Consider the following 15,960-nt stretch of genomic DNA (forward strand, 5'->3'; position numbering starts at 1 on the left):
TTTGGCGCGCTTGGGTTTTGGCTCGGTCATTGGATTTCCTTGGGGTAGGCAGTCTCCTGCCAAATGACCGTTTACACAAAATTAATTACACCCTCTGAAGCTCTGTCAGACCGACACCACAAAGAAACTCACGATCAACCCCATCCCCACAAACCACACCAACGACCGCAAAATCGCCCAGTCCGCCAGGTAGCAAATGATGTACAGCAACCGGCTGGTGATGAATAACACCGACAGGACATTGATCGTCACCAGTTCGGCATTGCCGGCCAGGTGCGCGACGATCACCGCCGCAGCGAACGCCGGGGTCACTTCAAAACTGTTCAGTTGTGCGGCATGCGCACGCCTGCCCAAACCCTCCAGCGAATCGAGAAAATCCCGGGGATCATGGTTGTCTTTCAACCTGTACCCGCCACTGGCCTTGGCAACACCCGTGCAGATATACGGCAGGAAAATCGCGATCAAAATGCACCACAGGGCAACCGTCATAAAGCAGTCCTTTCTTTAGTTTCAGAGATTCGGGTTTCGGTTAAAACTTCATCACCAACATGCCAATCAACACCAGGCCACAAGCCAGAAGTCTTGGCCGGCCGAACGGTTCTTTCAGGTAGCGCATGCCGAACAGCACCACCAGAATCACGCTGATTTCACGCAGCGCCGCAGCTTCGGCAATCGAGCCCAGCTGCATTGCCCACAGCACCAGAGCGTAACTGAACAACACGCAAAATCCGACCGCCAGCCCCAACCGCCATTGCTCCCGCCAGAACAGCATGAACGCCGGCCGTTTGCGCACCAGCGCCAATAATGGAAACGGCCAGGCACTGAGCAGTGTGACCCAAACCAGATAATCCAGCGGGTGCGACCAGCGCCTCAATGCCTGGCCATCGATGAAGGTATAACAACCGATGCACAGTCCGATCAGCGCCACCACCGGCAGCATCGACCACGGCAAGCGCGCACCACCCCCACCCTGCCACAACAGGCAAAGCATGCCGAACGGAATCAGCAGAATCCCTAAAACCTGCTGATTGGTCAGCACTTCCCCGGCGAAGATCAGCGTCAGGGCCAGCACCACCAGCGGCGACAGTCCGCGCATCAACGGATAGACCAGCCCCAGATCACCGACCCGATAGGCCTGGATCAGCAGGTAGCGATAAAGCAATTCGAACGCCGCCGACGCCAGGATCCAGGGCCAGATTTCAATCGGCGGTACGCTCACAAATAGCAACATGACGGCGACAAACAGCATCGCCACGCTGTCCATGCAGGCCACCACCAGCAAGCGTTCCGCACTGAATTTGATCAGGGTATTCCACGCTGCGTGCAACAGCGCAGCGACTAACACCAGTGCTGTTGCAAGCACGGCAAACTCCTTTGTTTGTTTTTATTCCCTGCGCAAAGCGCCCAGATAATTGATTCGCCATAGGTCAGCAGCTGTTTATACTGCAAGCGACCACGCCGCACTCAGTTGCGCACAGACTAATTCCAATAATTTCTGTCCATGCCCGCTCTCACCGAGAACGGTCGTTGGCATGCGTATGCCTGATCACAGCGTCAAGACTACCGACAGAGACCTTGCGCATGCCACTCGCCTTGCTTGCCCTCGCTGTTGCCGCGTTCGGCATCGGCACCACTGAATTCGTCATCATGGGCCTGTTGCCCGATGTCGCTCGCGACCTCGCCGTCAGCATCCCGAACGCCGGTTTGTTGATCACCGGCTATGCCCTGGGCGTGGTGTTCGGTGCGCCGATCCTTGCGGTCGGCACCGCCAACATGCCGCGCAAGGCGACATTGCTGGGGATGACGATGATGTTCATCCTCGGCAATGTCTTGTGCGCCCTCGCGCCAAACTACGCCACCTTGATGGCTGCCCGCGTGGTCACTGCGTTGTGTCACGGTGCGTTCTTCGGCATCGGTTCGGTGGTCGCGGCCGGCCTGGTCGCACCGAACAAGCGCGCACAAGCCATTGCAATGATGTTCACCGGCCTGACGCTGGCCAATGTACTGGGCGTGCCATTGGGCACCGCGCTTGGGCAGTACGCCGGCTGGCGCTCGACCTTCTGGGCGGTCTCGGTGATTGGTGTGATTGCCGCGATCGCGCAATGGCGCTGGTTGCCCAGACACATCGCCATGGACAAGGCCAACCTCGCCAGCGAGTTCAAGGTGCTGGGCAAGGTCAATGTGTTGTTGGCGCTAGGCATGAGTGTACTGGCTTCGACCAGTCTGTTCAGCGTGTTCACTTACATCGCGCCGATCCTGCAAGACATCACCGGCGTCAGCCCGCACGGCGTGACGATCATGCTGTTGCTCTTCGGCGTGGGTTTGACGGCAGGCAGCATGCTCGGCGGTCGACTGGCGGACAGTCGTTTACTGCCTTCACTGGTCGGCATGGCGCTGGCCGTGCTGGTGGTGCTGGCGACGTTCACGCAGACCAGTCACTCGGTGATTCCGGCGGCGATCACGCTGGTGCTGTGGGGGATTTTTGCTTTTGCCCTGTGCCCTATCCTGCAACTGTTGATCATCGACCAGGCGCACGAAGCGCCTAACCTCGGCTCCACGTTGAACCAGAGTGCGTTCAACCTTGGCAACGCGGCGGGTGCGTGGATTGGCGGACTTGTGGTTGCCAGCGGCGCCGACCTGGCGGACTTGCCATGGACGGGTGCGCTGGTCAGTGGCCTGACCGTGTTTACGGCGCTGTTCTTCATTTATCTGCAGCGGCGCGGTGCGGTTGCGGTCAATGTGCCCGGCTGATTGACTGCTTTGCTGCTGAAATAGTTATCGCGAGCAGGCTCACTCCACATGGACCGCGCCCCACCCGTAGGAGTGAGCCTGCTCGCGATGAAGTTGACGCGGTACCCCTGCCCTCACTCCTCTTTGCGCTTGTGTGGATCCGGTGCCTGATCCGCACTCTTCTTGGGCGGCCCACTCTCGCTGCGGATCTGCGCATGGCTGATCAGCGCGAAGATAAAACTGCCACCGACGATGTTCCCCACCAGCGTGGGACCTGCGAACACCAGCCAGAAATCCTTCCACGGCAACTCGCCGGCGAACACCAGGTACGAAACCTCAACCGATCCGACCACAATGTGAGTGAAATCTCCCAGCGCCATGAAATAGGTGATGAGGATGATGATCCACATCTTGGCGCTTTCCATGGACGGGATCATCCAGACCATGGTGGCGATCATCCAGCCGGAAATGATGCCTTTGGCGAACATTTTGCTCGCGTCGTTTTCCATAACCTTGCGCCCGATGTCGAGGAAGGCCAGATCGGTCTTGGTGTCGAAAATCGGCAAGTGCAGCATCACATATGCCACCAGCAAGGTGCCGCAGAGGTTGCCCACCAGCACTACCGACCACAGCCGCAAAAGCCGACCGAAGTTACCCAACGTAGGCTTGCTCATGATCGGCAGCACGGCGGTCAAGGTGTTTTCGGTGAAGAGTTGCTGACGGGCCAGAATTACCGCGAGAAAACCTGCGCAGTAACCGAAACTGGCGATCACCTTGAAGCCTTCACCGTCAGGCAGTCGCGCGTTGAGCAGCCCCATGGCCATCAGCGACAAACCCATGGTCAGGCCGGCGGCTAGCGCCGACCACCACAGGGCGGCGACACTGCGCTCGAGTTCCTTATCGCCCTGGGTGCGGATGATTTCGTGCAGCACCGCCGCACGGGGTGGCTGGTTTTTGTCGACTTCGTGCCGTTCTTCAGCCGAGAGGTTCGGGGTCTTGCCGTCTTTTGGGGTGTCCATAGCGTTCCTGAACCGGTGGCGTGTCATGTAGGTACGACACGCGCGGTTCGGAGCTGTTCAGTGGTCAGTTAAATCATCATTGATAGTGAGGCCGCCGCCGATATCACTCGCTAGCCACATCATCCTGAAACTGATCTTTGACGTATCTGATTTCGGTACGGCCATGGGGCGCCGGCAAGCCGTCTTCGCCGAGGTTGACGAACACCATCTTTTCCACGGTGAGGATGCTTTTACGGGTGATCTTGTTGCGCACTTCGCAAGTCAGGGTGATCGACGTGCGACCAAACTCGGTGGCGGTGATGCCCAGCTCGATGATGTCGCCCTGACGCGAAGCGCTGACGAAGTTGATTTCGGAAATGTACTTGGTCACCACGCGCTGGTTGCCCAGCTGGACGATGGCATAGATCGCCGCTTCTTCATCGATCCAGCGCAACAAGCTGCCGCCGAACAGCGTGCCGTTAGGGTTGAGGTCTTCGGGTTTTACCCATTTGCGGGTGTGGAAATTCATGGGGGGCTCCGGGGTGTTTGATCGATTGCGGTAGGTGTGCCCCCAGCTTCAAGTTTCAAGCTACAAGCTGCAAGTGAAAATCGGTCCGCTTGCAACTTGTCGCTTGCGGCTTGCAACTTGAAGCTTAAAGACAGCTATAATCGCCACCGATTTAAAACGGCTACTACCGTTTTCCCGCCACCTGTCCGAGGGGCGCTGCAGCAGGTTCGACCTGTCAGGCTCGGATGGGGCGTTGCTTGGCTGTTCTCGGCCAGACACTAAACGCACAACGGCGCCCATTCGCATACATTACGAATGGAGGCTCATCATGAGCGCTGTTATCACGCCTGCAGATTTTAACGATTACAAAGTCGCCGACATGTCCCTGGCTGCCTGGGGCCGTCGCGAAACCATCATCGCCGAATCCGAAATGCCTGCCCTGATGGGTCTGCGCCGCAAATACGCCGGTGAGCAACCGCTCAAAGGCGCGAAAATCCTCGGCTGCATCCACATGACCATTCAGACTGCCGTGCTGATCGAAACCCTGGTTGCCCTGGGTGCCGAAGTACGTTGGTCGTCCTGCAACATTTTCTCGACTCAAGATCAGGCCGCAGCCGCTATCGCTGCTGCCGGCATCGCGGTTTTCGCCTGGAAAGGCGAGACTGAAGAAGAGTACGAGTGGTGCCTGGAGCAAACCATCCTGAAAGATGGCGCGCCTTGGGATGCCAACATGATCCTCGACGACGGCGGCGACCTGACCGAGCTGCTGCACAAGAAATACCCGGCGATCCTGGACCGCGTCCACGGCGTTACCGAAGAAACCACCACTGGCGTACACCGCCTGCTGGACATGCTGGCCAAGGGCGAGCTGAAAATCCCGGCCATCAACGTCAACGACTCGGTGACCAAGAGCAAGAACGACAACAAGTACGGCTGCCGTCACAGCCTGAACGACGCGATCAAGCGCGGCACCGACCACCTGCTGTCCGGCAAGCAAGCGCTGGTCATCGGTTACGGTGACGTGGGCAAGGGTTCGGCCCAGTCCCTGCGTCAGGAAGGCATGATCGTCAAGGTTTCCGAAGTTGACCCGATTTGCGCCATGCAAGCCTGCATGGACGGCTACGAGCTGGTTTCGCCGTTCATCGACGGTATCAACAACGGCACTGAAGCAAGCATCGACAAAGCGCTGCTGGGCAAGATCGACCTGATCGTGACCACCACCGGTAACGTCAACGTTTGCGACTCGAACATGCTCAAAGCCCTGAAAAAGCGCGCTGTTGTCTGCAACATCGGTCACTTCGACAACGAAATCGACACCGCTTTCATGCGCAAAAACTGGGCGTGGGAAGAAGTGAAGCCACAGGTTCACAAAATCCACCGTACCGGCCCGGGCGCTTTCGACGCTCAGAACGACGACTACCTGATCCTGCTGGCCGAAGGCCGTCTGGTTAACCTGGGCAACGCCACAGGCCACCCAAGCCGCATCATGGACGGTTCGTTCGCCAACCAGGTGCTGGCGCAGATCTTCCTGTTCGGCCAGAAGTACGCCGACCTGTCGCCAGCCCAGAAAGCCGAGCGCCTGACCGTTGAAGTACTGCCGAAGAAACTCGACGAAGAAGTGGCCCTGGAAATGGTCCGCGGTTTCGGCGGCGTTGTGACTCAACTGACCAAGACCCAGGCCGACTACATCGGCGTGACCGTCGAAGGTCCGTTCAAGCCGCACGCTTATCGGTACTGACAGCAGCTGCGAGCTACAAGCTTCAAGCGGCAAGTAAAAAGCAGTTCGTTTACTTGAAACTTGAGGCTTTCTGCTTGCTTCTTCATAGCAATTTCGCAGCCACAAGCTGCAAGCCGAAGCATGCCAAATGGGCACGACCCCCACTTGCAGCTTGAAGCTTGCAGCTTGCAGCTGGAGGCCCCCTCCATGTCCCAAGACCGTCGCTACAGCTTCGAGTTCTTCCCTACGAAGACCGACGCTGGGCATGAAAAACTGATCGCCACTGCCCGTCATCTGGCGACCTACAACCCTGACTTCTTCTCCTGCACCTACGGCGCTGGTGGTTCGACCCGTGATCGCACCCTCAACACCGTGTTGCAGCTCGAAAGCGAAGTGAAAGTCCCTTCCGCACCGCATATGTCTTGCGTGGGCGACAGCAAGGACGACTTGCGCGGTTTGCTGGCCCAGTACAAGGCTGCGGGCATCAAGCGTATCGTTGCCCTGCGCGGTGACCTGCCTTCGGGCATGGGCATGGCCAGCGGTGAAATGCGCCACGCCAACGACCTGGTCGAATTCATTCGTGAAGAGACCGGCGATCATTTCCACATCGAAGTCGCCGCTTACCCGGAAATGCACCCGCAAGCGCGAAATTTCGAAGACGACATCGCCAATTTCGTGCGCAAGGCCAAAGCCGGAGCCGACAGCGCGATCACCCAGTACTTCTTCAACGCCGACAGCTACTTCTACTTTGTCGAGCGTGTACGGGCGCTGGGCGTGACTATCCCGATCGTTCCGGGGATCATGCCGATCACCAACTACAGCAAACTGGCGCGCTTCTCTGACGCCTGCGGCGCGGAAATTCCACGCTGGATTCGCAAACAGCTGGAAGCGTACGGGGACGACACCCAAAGCATTCAAGGCTTTGGTGAGCAAGTCATCACCGAAATGTGCGAACGCCTGTTGCAAGGTGGTGCACCCGGCCTGCACTTCTACACACTGAACCAGGCTGAAGCGAGTCTGGCGGTGTGGAACAACCTGAAGTTGCCGCGCTGAAACAGTGCAAAATCATGAAAAGGCTCTGGCGAAATCCAGGGCCTTTTTTATGGGACGCACTTTGTGCCAGAGCTTCTGGATCGGGCTTCTGGCTCTTTATGATTTCTCGTCGTAATCTCAAGCCATGCCCTTGATTTCGCAATTTATGACAGTGCTGCTTTTTACTTGCCTGAGCTTTGCCGCTCGGGGCGAGAAGCTGCGCATTGTCACTGAGCCCTGGGCGCCCTACGTCTACGAGGAAAATGGCAAATCCATGGGGCTGGATTACGAAACCACAGCCATAGTCTTCAAACGCCTGGGGATCGAAGTGGACTGGCAGTTCCTGCCGTGGAAACGCTGTCTGTCGATGCTCGAAACCGGCCAGGCGGATGGTGCACTGGACATTTTCCACAGTGATGAGCGGGACGCGACCCTGCTCTATCCCGCCGAGCCACTCTCGGAAGTCGAATTCGTGATGTTCTACGCCAATGCCCGACCTCATCCTTTTCGCACCCTGGAGGATCTGAAAGGCCTGACCATCGGCACGTCGCCGGGCTATCTCTACAGTAAGGACTTCAGCGAATCGGCGCTGTTCACCCGTGAACCGGCGCCAACCCATGAAGCCAACTTCGGCAAGCTGGTACGCGGGCGAATCGACCTGTTGATCACGGATCGCCGGGTCGGCCAGCACTTGCTCGATCAACTGGGTATCCGCAACAAGATCACCGAAAACCCGACAGTCATCAGTCACCAGAGCCAGTTTCTGGCGGTCCGCAAAAATGCCGGCATGGATTTGCTGGTGCAACGTTTCGGTGCCGAGCTCAAGCGGTTCAAGCGCGAACCTGCCTATGCGGAGTTGAGCGCCCGTTACGGCGCGGGCCCCGTCGCCGCCATCAAAGTCACCACGGCGACTACGCCCCCTGTAAAAACCGTTGAGCAGCAGGAAAGCGGCGCGCAGTGATTGCTCTGTTATACTCCGGCCTTCCCGCCAGGCTCACGCCCGGACGCTCGGACTTGTTATAGGCATCTTGACCCCGCTACAGCGCAGCTCTTCAGCCCGCGCGAGCGCTCCAGACGAGCTTTCAAGGCCCAGCAGGACCGGACGGGATTGCGTTCCTCTTAAACGCCATTCGCGCCAGGCAAGACTCCCATTGGGCCAAGCCCTAACTAAAACAGGATTACTCATGTCCTTTGCTTCCCTCGGTCTCTCCGAGGCTTTAGTCCGCGCCATCGAGGCAGCGGGCTATACCGAGCCTACTCCGGTGCAACAGCGGGCCATTCCCGCCGTGTTGCAAGGTCGCGACCTGATGGTTGCGGCACAGACAGGTACTGGTAAAACCGGTGGCTTCGCCCTTCCGATTCTGGAACGGCTGTTCCCTAACGGTCACCCGGACAAATCCCAGCGTCATGGCCCGCGCCAACCGCGCGTTCTCGTCCTGACCCCGACTCGCGAGCTCGCGGCTCAAGTCCACGAGAGTTTCAAGGTCTATGCCCGTGACCTGAAGTTCGTCAGCGCGTGCATCTTCGGCGGCGTCGGCATGAACCCGCAGGTTCAGGCCATGTCCCGTGGTGTTGACGTGCTGGTGGCCTGCCCTGGCCGCCTGCTCGACCTCGCTGGCCAAGGCAGCGTCGATTTGTCCCACGTGGAAATCCTCGTGCTGGACGAAGCCGACCGCATGCTCGACATGGGCTTTGTCCATGACGTGAAGAAGGTCCTGGCCCGCCTGCCAGCCAAACGGCAGAACCTGCTGTTCTCGGCGACGTTCTCCAAGGACATCACCGACCTCGCCGGCAAATTGCTGCACAACCCGGAACGCATCGAAGTCACGCCACCGAACACCACGGTCGAGCGTATCGAGCAACGCGTATTCCGTCTGCCCGCCAACCACAAGCGTTCGCTGCTGGCCCACCTGATCACCGCGGGCGCCTGGGAACAGGTGCTGGTGTTCACCCGCACCAAGCACGGCGCCAACCGCCTGGCCGAGTACCTGGACAAACACGGCCTCAGCGCCGTCGCGATCCACGGCAACAAGAGCCAGAACGCTCGCACCAAAGCCCTGGCCGACTTCAAGGCCGGCGAAGTGCGCATCCTGGTCGCCACCGACATCGCCGCTCGCGGCCTGGACATCGATCAGTTGCCACACGTGGTCAACTTCGAATTGCCAAACGTCGACGAAGACTACGTTCACCGTATCGGCCGCACTGGCCGTGCCGGTCGTTCGGGCGAAGCGATCTCGCTGGTCGCGCCGGACGAAGAGAAGTTGCTGAAAAGCATCGAGCGCATGACCAAGCAGAAGATTGCCGACGGCAACCTGATGGGCTTCGACTCCAGTGCTGTAGAAGCCGAGAAGCCTGAAGTGCGCGAGCGTCCGGATGTGCGTAACCCGCGCAACCCACGTGGCCCGCGCGGCGACGGTCCGAACGGCACCGGCGGTGGCGGCGGTCGCAAGGACAAAGGCAAGGACAAGGGCGGCAAGGAAAAACCTGCCGCCACTGCCCGTGGCGATCGTCCGGCGCGTGAACACAAGCCACGCGAAGGCACCCCGGCTCGCGAGCAACAGCGCCCGGCACCACGCGCTGCTGCTGACCGTGCTCCGGACGAGTTCCTGGACGACGATATCGATAACTTCGGTAACCGCGTTGACTACGTTCCTCAAGCCAAACCGGCTCAGGGTCGTGGTCGCCGTCCGGGTGCTCCGGCACAAGGCACAACCGCTGGCGCAGGTGCTCCGCGCACCGGCGGCAAGCCTCAGGGTCGCCAAAGCGGTCCGCGCAGCAGCGACGGCGCCACCACCGGCACGCCGCCGGCCAAGCGCAGTGGCCCACGCAGCGGTGCTCCACGTGACGGTCAGGCCCGTCGCGAAGAAGGCCGCAACCGCCGCCCTGCCCGGGACGATCAGCCACGTTCGGAACCGGCCGTGCAAAACCCGCGCAGCCCAGCGCCGAAGATCATTCACAAGGAGTCGAAAACCGATCGTTTCCCGACTCCTGAGCAACTTGATCAACTGCCAGGCCGTCCGCGAGGCGAAAAACCAGCGTTGCTGACCCGCAATCGCTAAGTTTTTCCAGCCATAAAAAATGCCCCTGATCTCACGGTCAGGGGCATTTTTTTGGACTGACGAATACCCCTGTGGGGCGGCGGTGCGACGATTCGACTTGCCCGCGATAGCGTCAGTCCATCAAACATTGATGTTGACTGACCCACCGCCATCGCGGGCAAGCCCGCTCCCACAGCGGTTCGGTGGTGTAGATAAAAATCTTGTTCAAAAAAAACGCCCCCGATCATGAGATCGAGGGCGTTTTTTGTGTCAGGCGCGAAAGTTATTTCGCTTTCACACCTTCAAAGGTCACGTACATTTCAACCGCATCGGACGATGGGCCCAGGTCTTTCTGCTTGCCGAAATCGGAACGCTTGAGGTTGAAGGTGCCCTCGAAACCGGCACGGTAGCCGCCCCATGGATCTTTGCCTTCACCCAGGAAAGTAGCCTTGACCACGATTGGCTTGGTCACGCCAAGGATAGTCAGGTCACCCGCCACGTCGGCAGTGTCTTTGCCAGCGGCGTTTTTGCCGGTGGGTTTGACGCTGGTGGAAACAAACGTGGCTTTGCTCCCGTTGAGGAAGTCTTTGCTGGAGATGTGTTTGTCACGCTCCGCGTTGTTGGTAAAAACGCTCGCAGTATTTACGTTGAACTCGATCTTGCTGTCTTCCGGCTTGGCAGCATCAAAGCTGAACTTGCCGTCGATGTCCTTGAAAGTACCGGTGATGTAGCTGTAACCCAGGTGGCTGATCTTGAAGTCAACGAAGGCGTGCTGGCCTTCCTTGTCGACGACGTAGTCAGCCGCCATCACGTTGGCGGACAGCAGGGTCGAACCGATTGCCAGAGCAGCGAGTGTTTTTTTCAACATGCTTTCTATTCCTTTGGAGTCGAGGTTGAACATCAGGCTTTGCGCCCCAGCATTCGCGTCAGGGTCACATCGCGATCTATAAAGTGGTGTTTCAGTGCTGCCAACGCATGGAAGCCGGAAAAAATGACCAGCACCCACGCCAGGTACAAATGAATCACACCGGCGGTGTCTGCCTGATCCGGTAGTCCGGAAACCAGCGCAGGAACTTCAAACAGGCCAAACACCGGGATCCCGACGCCTTCTGCGGTGGAAATCAGGTAACCGGCAATCATCACAACGAACAAATTGAGATACAGAAACAAATGGCCGAATTTGGCGCCCAGGCGCGTCATGCGGCTATAGCTTTGCAGCGTAGGCGGCGGTGGGCTGATGAAGCGCCACAGCAACCGTAGAACCATGACAGCCAGCAGTACCAGACCGATGCTCTTGTGCAATTCCGGCGCTTCTTTGCGCCAAGTGCTGTAGTAATCGAGATCGATCATCCACAACCCCAATGCAAACAGACCGAAGACCGCCAGCGCCACGCCCCAGTGCATGAAGATGCTGACCCAGCCGTAGCGAGAGGTAGAGTTTCGTAGTTGCATTGCCAAGTCCCTGTAAGTGCTGGCCCAAGACTAACGAGTTATCTATCGAATTAAAGCCGAAAATTTTGCTTTGAAATATCGAGAAATACGATCAAGAGATTGAAATAGGTGTGTTAAGGAAAGATTAAAGACCACTGCGTGAGAAAAAATGCACTCCGACTAGAAAACACCTACTCCCCGGGCTTTATTCGATTCCCGCTACTGGTTTTCTTCAGGCATAAAAAAACGCGACATCTCTGCCGCGTTTTTTTAACCCCGACGCTTACTGCGCCTTGGTAACCGTTGTCGCTGTCGCAGCGGGTTTAGTCGCTGGTTTCTTCACCGGAGCCTTTTTGGCTTCGGTTTTGGCGGCAGGCTTCTTCGCCGGAGCTTTCGCCGGTGCCTTTTTGGCGGGCTCGGCTTTTACTGGCGTTGCAGGCTTCGGCGCTTCGACAGGTGCCGGTGCAGCTACCGGAGCTGGAGCCGGTGCGGGTGGAGTGACAGGCTCAGGTGCCTTGACCGGCTCTGCCTTCTTGGCGTCATCCGAACCACCGAACAGGTTGCTGAAGAAGTTACCTTTCTTCGCCGCCACCGCGCCGGCTGCCGCTGCGGTCGCCACTTTCGCCGGCTCAAACGACTTGCCCGCCGCCAAGTCTTCAACCTGACTGGCCGCACGCTGGCCGGTGCGCAATGCGCCTTCCAGGGTGCCTGGGTACAAGGTATCAGTGTGTTCGCCGGCAAAGGTTACACGCTGAATCGGTCGCTCCCACAGGCGCCAGTATTTGCTGATCTGGCCCGGACCGAAGGCCAGGTAAGCGCCGCCCATCGTAGGGTCGGTGCTGTAGCGGCGCAGTTCATAGCCGGTGAACGCACCACGCGCCTGCGGATAAAAGGCGTGCAGGCGAATCAGCACTTGATCGACGACTTGCTTGTCACCAAACGCCTGCATCACGCGTGCGTTGTCGCCAGCCAGGTTGATCACCACATTGGCGCCGCCCTTCGGTGCCGGCTCGATCCACAACATGCCAAGGCCGGTGTTACTGAAGATCTCGCCGGACATGCGCGCTTTGGGTTCCCACACCGGCGTCTTGAACTTCAGCATGATCTGGTCGTGCCAACCGTAGTTGGTGCCTTTGATGGCGTCCATATGCTTGGCATCCAGCGACGGGGTCATCTGGATCTTGCCCAGTGCGCGCAACGGCACGGCCAACACCACGTAGTCCGCTTGATAGCCGACGCTACCGACTTTGACGGTCACGCCGTCCTTGTCCTGAGTGATCGACGAGACAGGGGAGTTGGTCTTGATGGTTTTCAGCTGTTTGACGAAAGCGTCGGCCAGCATCGGGCTGCCGCCCACCAGTCGCGACGCGCGCAGATCACGATCGGAGGTGCCACGGTAAACACGGCTCTGTTGTGCGAAGTACAGCAATGACAGGCGCGAAGGTTCGTCATAGCGGGTACGAATCTGCTGATTCACCAACTGACGGGCCGTGGTTGGCAGGTTCAGACGATCGAGCCAATTGGCCACGTTGATCTGGTCCAGCGCGAACAGTGTGTTGTTGGCGGCCGGGTTCTGCGGGTCGTCAATCGAGCGCGCCAGATCATCCACGGTTTTTTCGTAGCGCTTGAGCGCTTCCGCGGTGGCTGGCTGCTTGGTCGCCAGATCGGCGGCGGTAATGTATTCACCGTCGATCAGGTAGCTCGGCGTGCGCACGAATTCAGGGGCTGGCGTGGTGCTCAGCTTGAAGGTCGACACGTACTTGTTCAGCACCGGCTGAGTCTTGTCGTTGCCGATCCACTCGCTGGTGGCCATGCCGGAGCGACCGCCCAGGCTCGACTTGGCTTCCAGAAGCGTGACCTGCCAGCCTTTGCTCTGCAGTTCGTAAGCTGCGGTCAGGCCAGACAGCCCGCCACCGACCACGATCACGGTTTTATCCTTGGCCAGCGCAGACACGCTGAACAGCCCCAACATCACCAGCGCACAGGCGCGCAGCCAACCGACAGACATTCAGCGAACTCCGGAAATACATGTGGAAAATACGGTTTTACGAGTCAGTCGACTCCAGGAACCGCGAAGGATACGTCAGGCTTCAGACGCCCGCCAGCAACGTCTATCGTCCTATACAAAGTAGCTCAATCGACACAATGGGTTGTCCCCACGCCACGCATTGCATAGGCTTGCGCGATTGTTTGCCCGCCTACGTCGCGGGTAGCCTCGAGGAGACAGAAAATGGGCCTGAATAAACAGTGGATGGAACGCGATCTCGCGGTGTTGTGGCATCCCTGCACCCAGATGAAAGACCACGAACAGCTGCCGCTGATCCCGATTAAACGCGGGGAAGGTGTGTGGCTGGAAGACTTCGAAGGCAAGCGCTACCTCGACGCTGTCAGCTCCTGGTGGGTCAACGTGTTTGGCCACGCCAACCCGCGCATCAATCAGCGCATCAAGGATCAGGTCGATCAACTGGAGCACGTGATCCTCGCCGGCTTCAGCCATCAACCGGTGATCGAGCTGTCCGAGCGACTGGTGAAGATGACTCCCGAAGGCCTGACCCGGTGCTTCTACGCCGATAACGGTTCGTCCTGCATCGAAGTCGCGCTGAAAATGAGCTTTCACTACTGGCTCAACCGCGGTGCGCCTGCCAAGAAGCGCTTTGTCACCCTGACCAACAGCTACCACGGCGAGACCATGGCGGCGATGTCGGTGGGCGACGTGCCGCTGTTCACCGAAACCTACAAGGCGCTGCTGCTGGACACCATCAAGGTGCCGAGCCCCGATTGCTACCTGCGCCCAGACGGCATGAGCTGGGAAGAGCACTCACGCAACATGTTCACCGCCATGGAACAGACCCTGGCAGAGAACCATGACAGCGTCGCGGCAGTGATCGTCGAGCCGCTGATCCAGGGCGCTGGCGGCATGCGCATGTACCACCCGGTTTACCTCAAACTGTTGCGTGAAGCCTGCGACCGCTATGGCGTGCACCTGATCCACGACGAAATTGCCGTCGGATTTGGCCGCACCGGCACGATGTTCGCCTGTGAACAGGCCGGCATCCGCCCGGACTTCCTCTGCCTGTCCAAGGCCCTGACCGGCGGTTACTTGCCGCTGGCGGCCTGCGTGACCACTGAAGACGTCTACAGCGCTTTCTACGACGACTACCCGACCCTGCGCGCCTTCCTGCATTCGCACAGCTACACCGGCAACCCGCTGGCGTGCGCCGCCGCACTGGCGACGCTGGATATCTTCGAAGAAGACAACGTCATCGAGAACAACAAGGCCCTCGCTCAGCGCATGGCCTCCTCCACCGCGCACCTGGCCGACCATCCGAACGTCTCGGAAGTGCGCCAGACCGGCATGGTGCTGGCCATCGAGATGGTCAAGGACAAGGCTACGAAAGAAGCCTACCCGTGGCAGGAACGTCGCGGGTTGAAGGTGTTCCAGCACGCACTGGAACGCGGTGCTTTACTTCGACCGTTGGGCAGCGTGGTGTATTTCCTGCCGCCGTACGTGATCACGCCGCAGCAGATCGACTTTCTGGCCGAAGTGGCCAGCGAAGGCATCGACATCGCGACGCGCGACAGCATCAGCGTGGCGGTGCCGAAAGACTTCCATCCCGGCTTCCGTGATCCGGGCTAACACTGATCGTTCCCACGCTCCGCGTGGGAACGCAGCCAGGGACGCTCTGCGTCCCAAAAAGCGGACGCGGAGCGTCCGGTGAGGCATTCCCACGCAGAGCGTGGGAACGATCGAATTCACTAGAGACCCAAGATGAGACTGTCCCGCTTCTTTATCGACGCCCCCCTGAGCACCGGCGAACACGAGTTGCCCGAAGCCCAGGCCCATTACATCAGCCGTGTGCTGCGCATGGCCGAGGGCGATGCCTTGCAGTTGTTCGACGGTTCGGGAAACGAGTTTCGCGCCACGCTGGTGGAGGTTGGCAAGAAACGCGTCGTCGTGCAGATCGATGAAAGCTTCGCCGGGCAGGTTGAATCGCCGCTGGCGATCCATCTCGGCCAGGGCCTGTCCCGGGGGGAGCGCATGGACTGGGCGATTCAGAAAGCCACCGAACTGGGCGTCACTGAAATCACCCCGATCTTCAGCGACCGCTGTGAAGTCCGGCTGAAGGACGAGCGCGCCGACAAACGCCTGATGCACTGGCGCCAAGTGGCGATCAGTGCTTGCGAGCAATGTGGGCGGTCTCGGGTGCCAGTGATTCACCCGCCGCTGCTGCTGGTGGATTGGTTGAAGCAGACTGAAGCGCAGTTGAAGCTGGTGCTGCACCCGGTGGCGGAGCCGCTGGTGAGTCATGCGAAGCCGGGGACATTGGCGTTTCTGATTGGCCCGGAAGGTGGATTGTCCGATGCTGAAGTCGATCAGGCCAAGTCGGCTGGTTTTCATGCTGCCCGACTGGGTCCGCGGGTGTTGCGCACAGAGACTGCGCCGGTGGTGGCGTTAGCGGTCGCCCAACAGCTTTGGGGTGACTTCTAGGACCTCATCGCGGGCAA

The 15,960-nt window shown here is 59.1% G+C and carries 14 protein-coding genes and 1 riboswitch; of the genes, 7 read left to right on the top strand and 7 right to left on the bottom strand.

Annotated elements, in window-relative coordinates:
- Positions 1-105: 105 nt before the first annotated feature.
- Both J2Y56_RS02035 and J2Y56_RS02040 read right to left on the bottom strand, forming a co-directional pair.
- The gene (locus J2Y56_RS02035; RefSeq protein ID WP_007945444.1) at positions 106-489 is read right to left on the bottom strand and encodes an MAPEG family protein; all 384 of its coding nucleotides are present in this window, start codon (positions 487-489) and stop codon (positions 106-108) included.
- A 40-nt stretch (positions 490-529) separates the two neighbouring features.
- Positions 530-1,363 carry an EamA family transporter gene (locus tag J2Y56_RS02040; RefSeq protein WP_007945445.1) on the bottom strand — a complete coding sequence of 278 codons (834 nt, stop codon included), beginning with the start codon at positions 1,361-1,363 and terminating at the stop codon, positions 530-532.
- 218 nt (positions 1,364-1,581) lie between these two features.
- Between J2Y56_RS02040 and J2Y56_RS02045 the strand changes: the two genes are divergently transcribed.
- Positions 1,582-2,751 carry an MFS transporter gene (locus tag J2Y56_RS02045; protein WP_007945446.1) on the top strand — a complete coding sequence of 390 codons (1,170 nt, stop codon included), beginning with the start codon at positions 1,582-1,584 and terminating at the stop codon, positions 2,749-2,751.
- Between the two features lie 113 nt (positions 2,752-2,864).
- Here the strand turns inward: J2Y56_RS02045 and J2Y56_RS02050 are convergent, their stop codons facing one another.
- Positions 2,865-3,749, bottom strand: a complete 885-nt coding sequence (locus J2Y56_RS02050; protein WP_007945447.1) for a formate/nitrite transporter family protein — start codon at positions 3,747-3,749, stop codon at positions 2,865-2,867.
- Positions 3,750-3,852: 103 nt separating this feature from the next.
- Positions 3,853-4,257: an acyl-CoA thioesterase gene (locus J2Y56_RS02055; RefSeq protein WP_007945449.1), complete on the bottom strand. Its 405-nt coding sequence runs from the start codon at positions 4,255-4,257 to the stop codon at positions 3,853-3,855.
- Between the two features lie 181 nt (positions 4,258-4,438).
- A riboswitch (S-adenosyl-L-homocysteine riboswitch) is annotated at positions 4,439-4,541 on the top strand.
- A 23-nt stretch (positions 4,542-4,564) separates the two neighbouring features.
- Between J2Y56_RS02055 and ahcY the strand changes: the two genes are divergently transcribed.
- From ahcY to J2Y56_RS02075, 4 genes are all read left to right on the top strand, one after another.
- Entirely contained in the window at positions 4,565-5,974 is a 1,410-nt protein-coding gene (gene ahcY, locus J2Y56_RS02060) for an adenosylhomocysteinase (protein WP_007945450.1), read from the top strand.
- 186 nt (positions 5,975-6,160) lie between these two features.
- Positions 6,161-7,006 carry a methylenetetrahydrofolate reductase [NAD(P)H] gene (gene metF, locus J2Y56_RS02065; protein WP_007945451.1) on the top strand — a complete coding sequence of 282 codons (846 nt, stop codon included), beginning with the start codon at positions 6,161-6,163 and terminating at the stop codon, positions 7,004-7,006.
- A gap of 124 nt (positions 7,007-7,130) precedes the next feature.
- Entirely contained in the window at positions 7,131-7,946 is an 816-nt protein-coding gene (locus J2Y56_RS02070; RefSeq protein WP_007945452.1) for an ABC transporter substrate-binding protein, read from the top strand.
- Positions 7,947-8,169: 223 nt separating this feature from the next.
- Positions 8,170-10,044, top strand: coding sequence for a DEAD/DEAH box helicase (locus tag J2Y56_RS02075; RefSeq protein WP_007945453.1), 1,875 nt, complete (start codon positions 8,170-8,172; stop codon positions 10,042-10,044).
- Positions 10,045-10,306: 262 nt separating this feature from the next.
- On the opposite strand, the gene J2Y56_RS02080 is transcribed toward J2Y56_RS02075, so the two are convergent.
- From J2Y56_RS02080 to J2Y56_RS02090, 3 genes are all read right to left on the bottom strand, one after another.
- Positions 10,307-10,891 carry a YceI family protein gene (locus tag J2Y56_RS02080; protein WP_033049197.1) on the bottom strand — a complete coding sequence of 195 codons (585 nt, stop codon included), beginning with the start codon at positions 10,889-10,891 and terminating at the stop codon, positions 10,307-10,309.
- Between the two features lie 32 nt (positions 10,892-10,923).
- Positions 10,924-11,475 carry a cytochrome b gene (locus J2Y56_RS02085; RefSeq protein ID WP_007945455.1) on the bottom strand — a complete coding sequence of 184 codons (552 nt, stop codon included), beginning with the start codon at positions 11,473-11,475 and terminating at the stop codon, positions 10,924-10,926.
- Positions 11,476-11,737: 262 nt separating this feature from the next.
- Positions 11,738-13,462: a flavin monoamine oxidase family protein gene (locus J2Y56_RS02090; protein WP_007945457.1), complete on the bottom strand. Its 1,725-nt coding sequence runs from the start codon at positions 13,460-13,462 to the stop codon at positions 11,738-11,740.
- A 222-nt stretch (positions 13,463-13,684) separates the two neighbouring features.
- Between J2Y56_RS02090 and J2Y56_RS02095 the strand changes: the two genes are divergently transcribed.
- Both J2Y56_RS02095 and J2Y56_RS02100 read left to right on the top strand, forming a co-directional pair.
- Positions 13,685-15,091, top strand: a complete 1,407-nt coding sequence (locus J2Y56_RS02095) for an adenosylmethionine--8-amino-7-oxononanoate transaminase (protein WP_007945458.1) — start codon at positions 13,685-13,687, stop codon at positions 15,089-15,091.
- A 132-nt stretch (positions 15,092-15,223) separates the two neighbouring features.
- On the top strand, positions 15,224-15,943 hold the full coding sequence (locus J2Y56_RS02100; protein WP_310333482.1) for a 16S rRNA (uracil(1498)-N(3))-methyltransferase: 720 nt from the start codon (positions 15,224-15,226) through the stop codon (positions 15,941-15,943).
- Positions 15,944-15,960: the final 17 nt, after the last annotated feature.

This window comes from Pseudomonas sp. BE134 (assembly GCF_031456105.1).
GTDB lineage: Bacteria > Pseudomonadota > Gammaproteobacteria > Pseudomonadales > Pseudomonadaceae > Aquipseudomonas.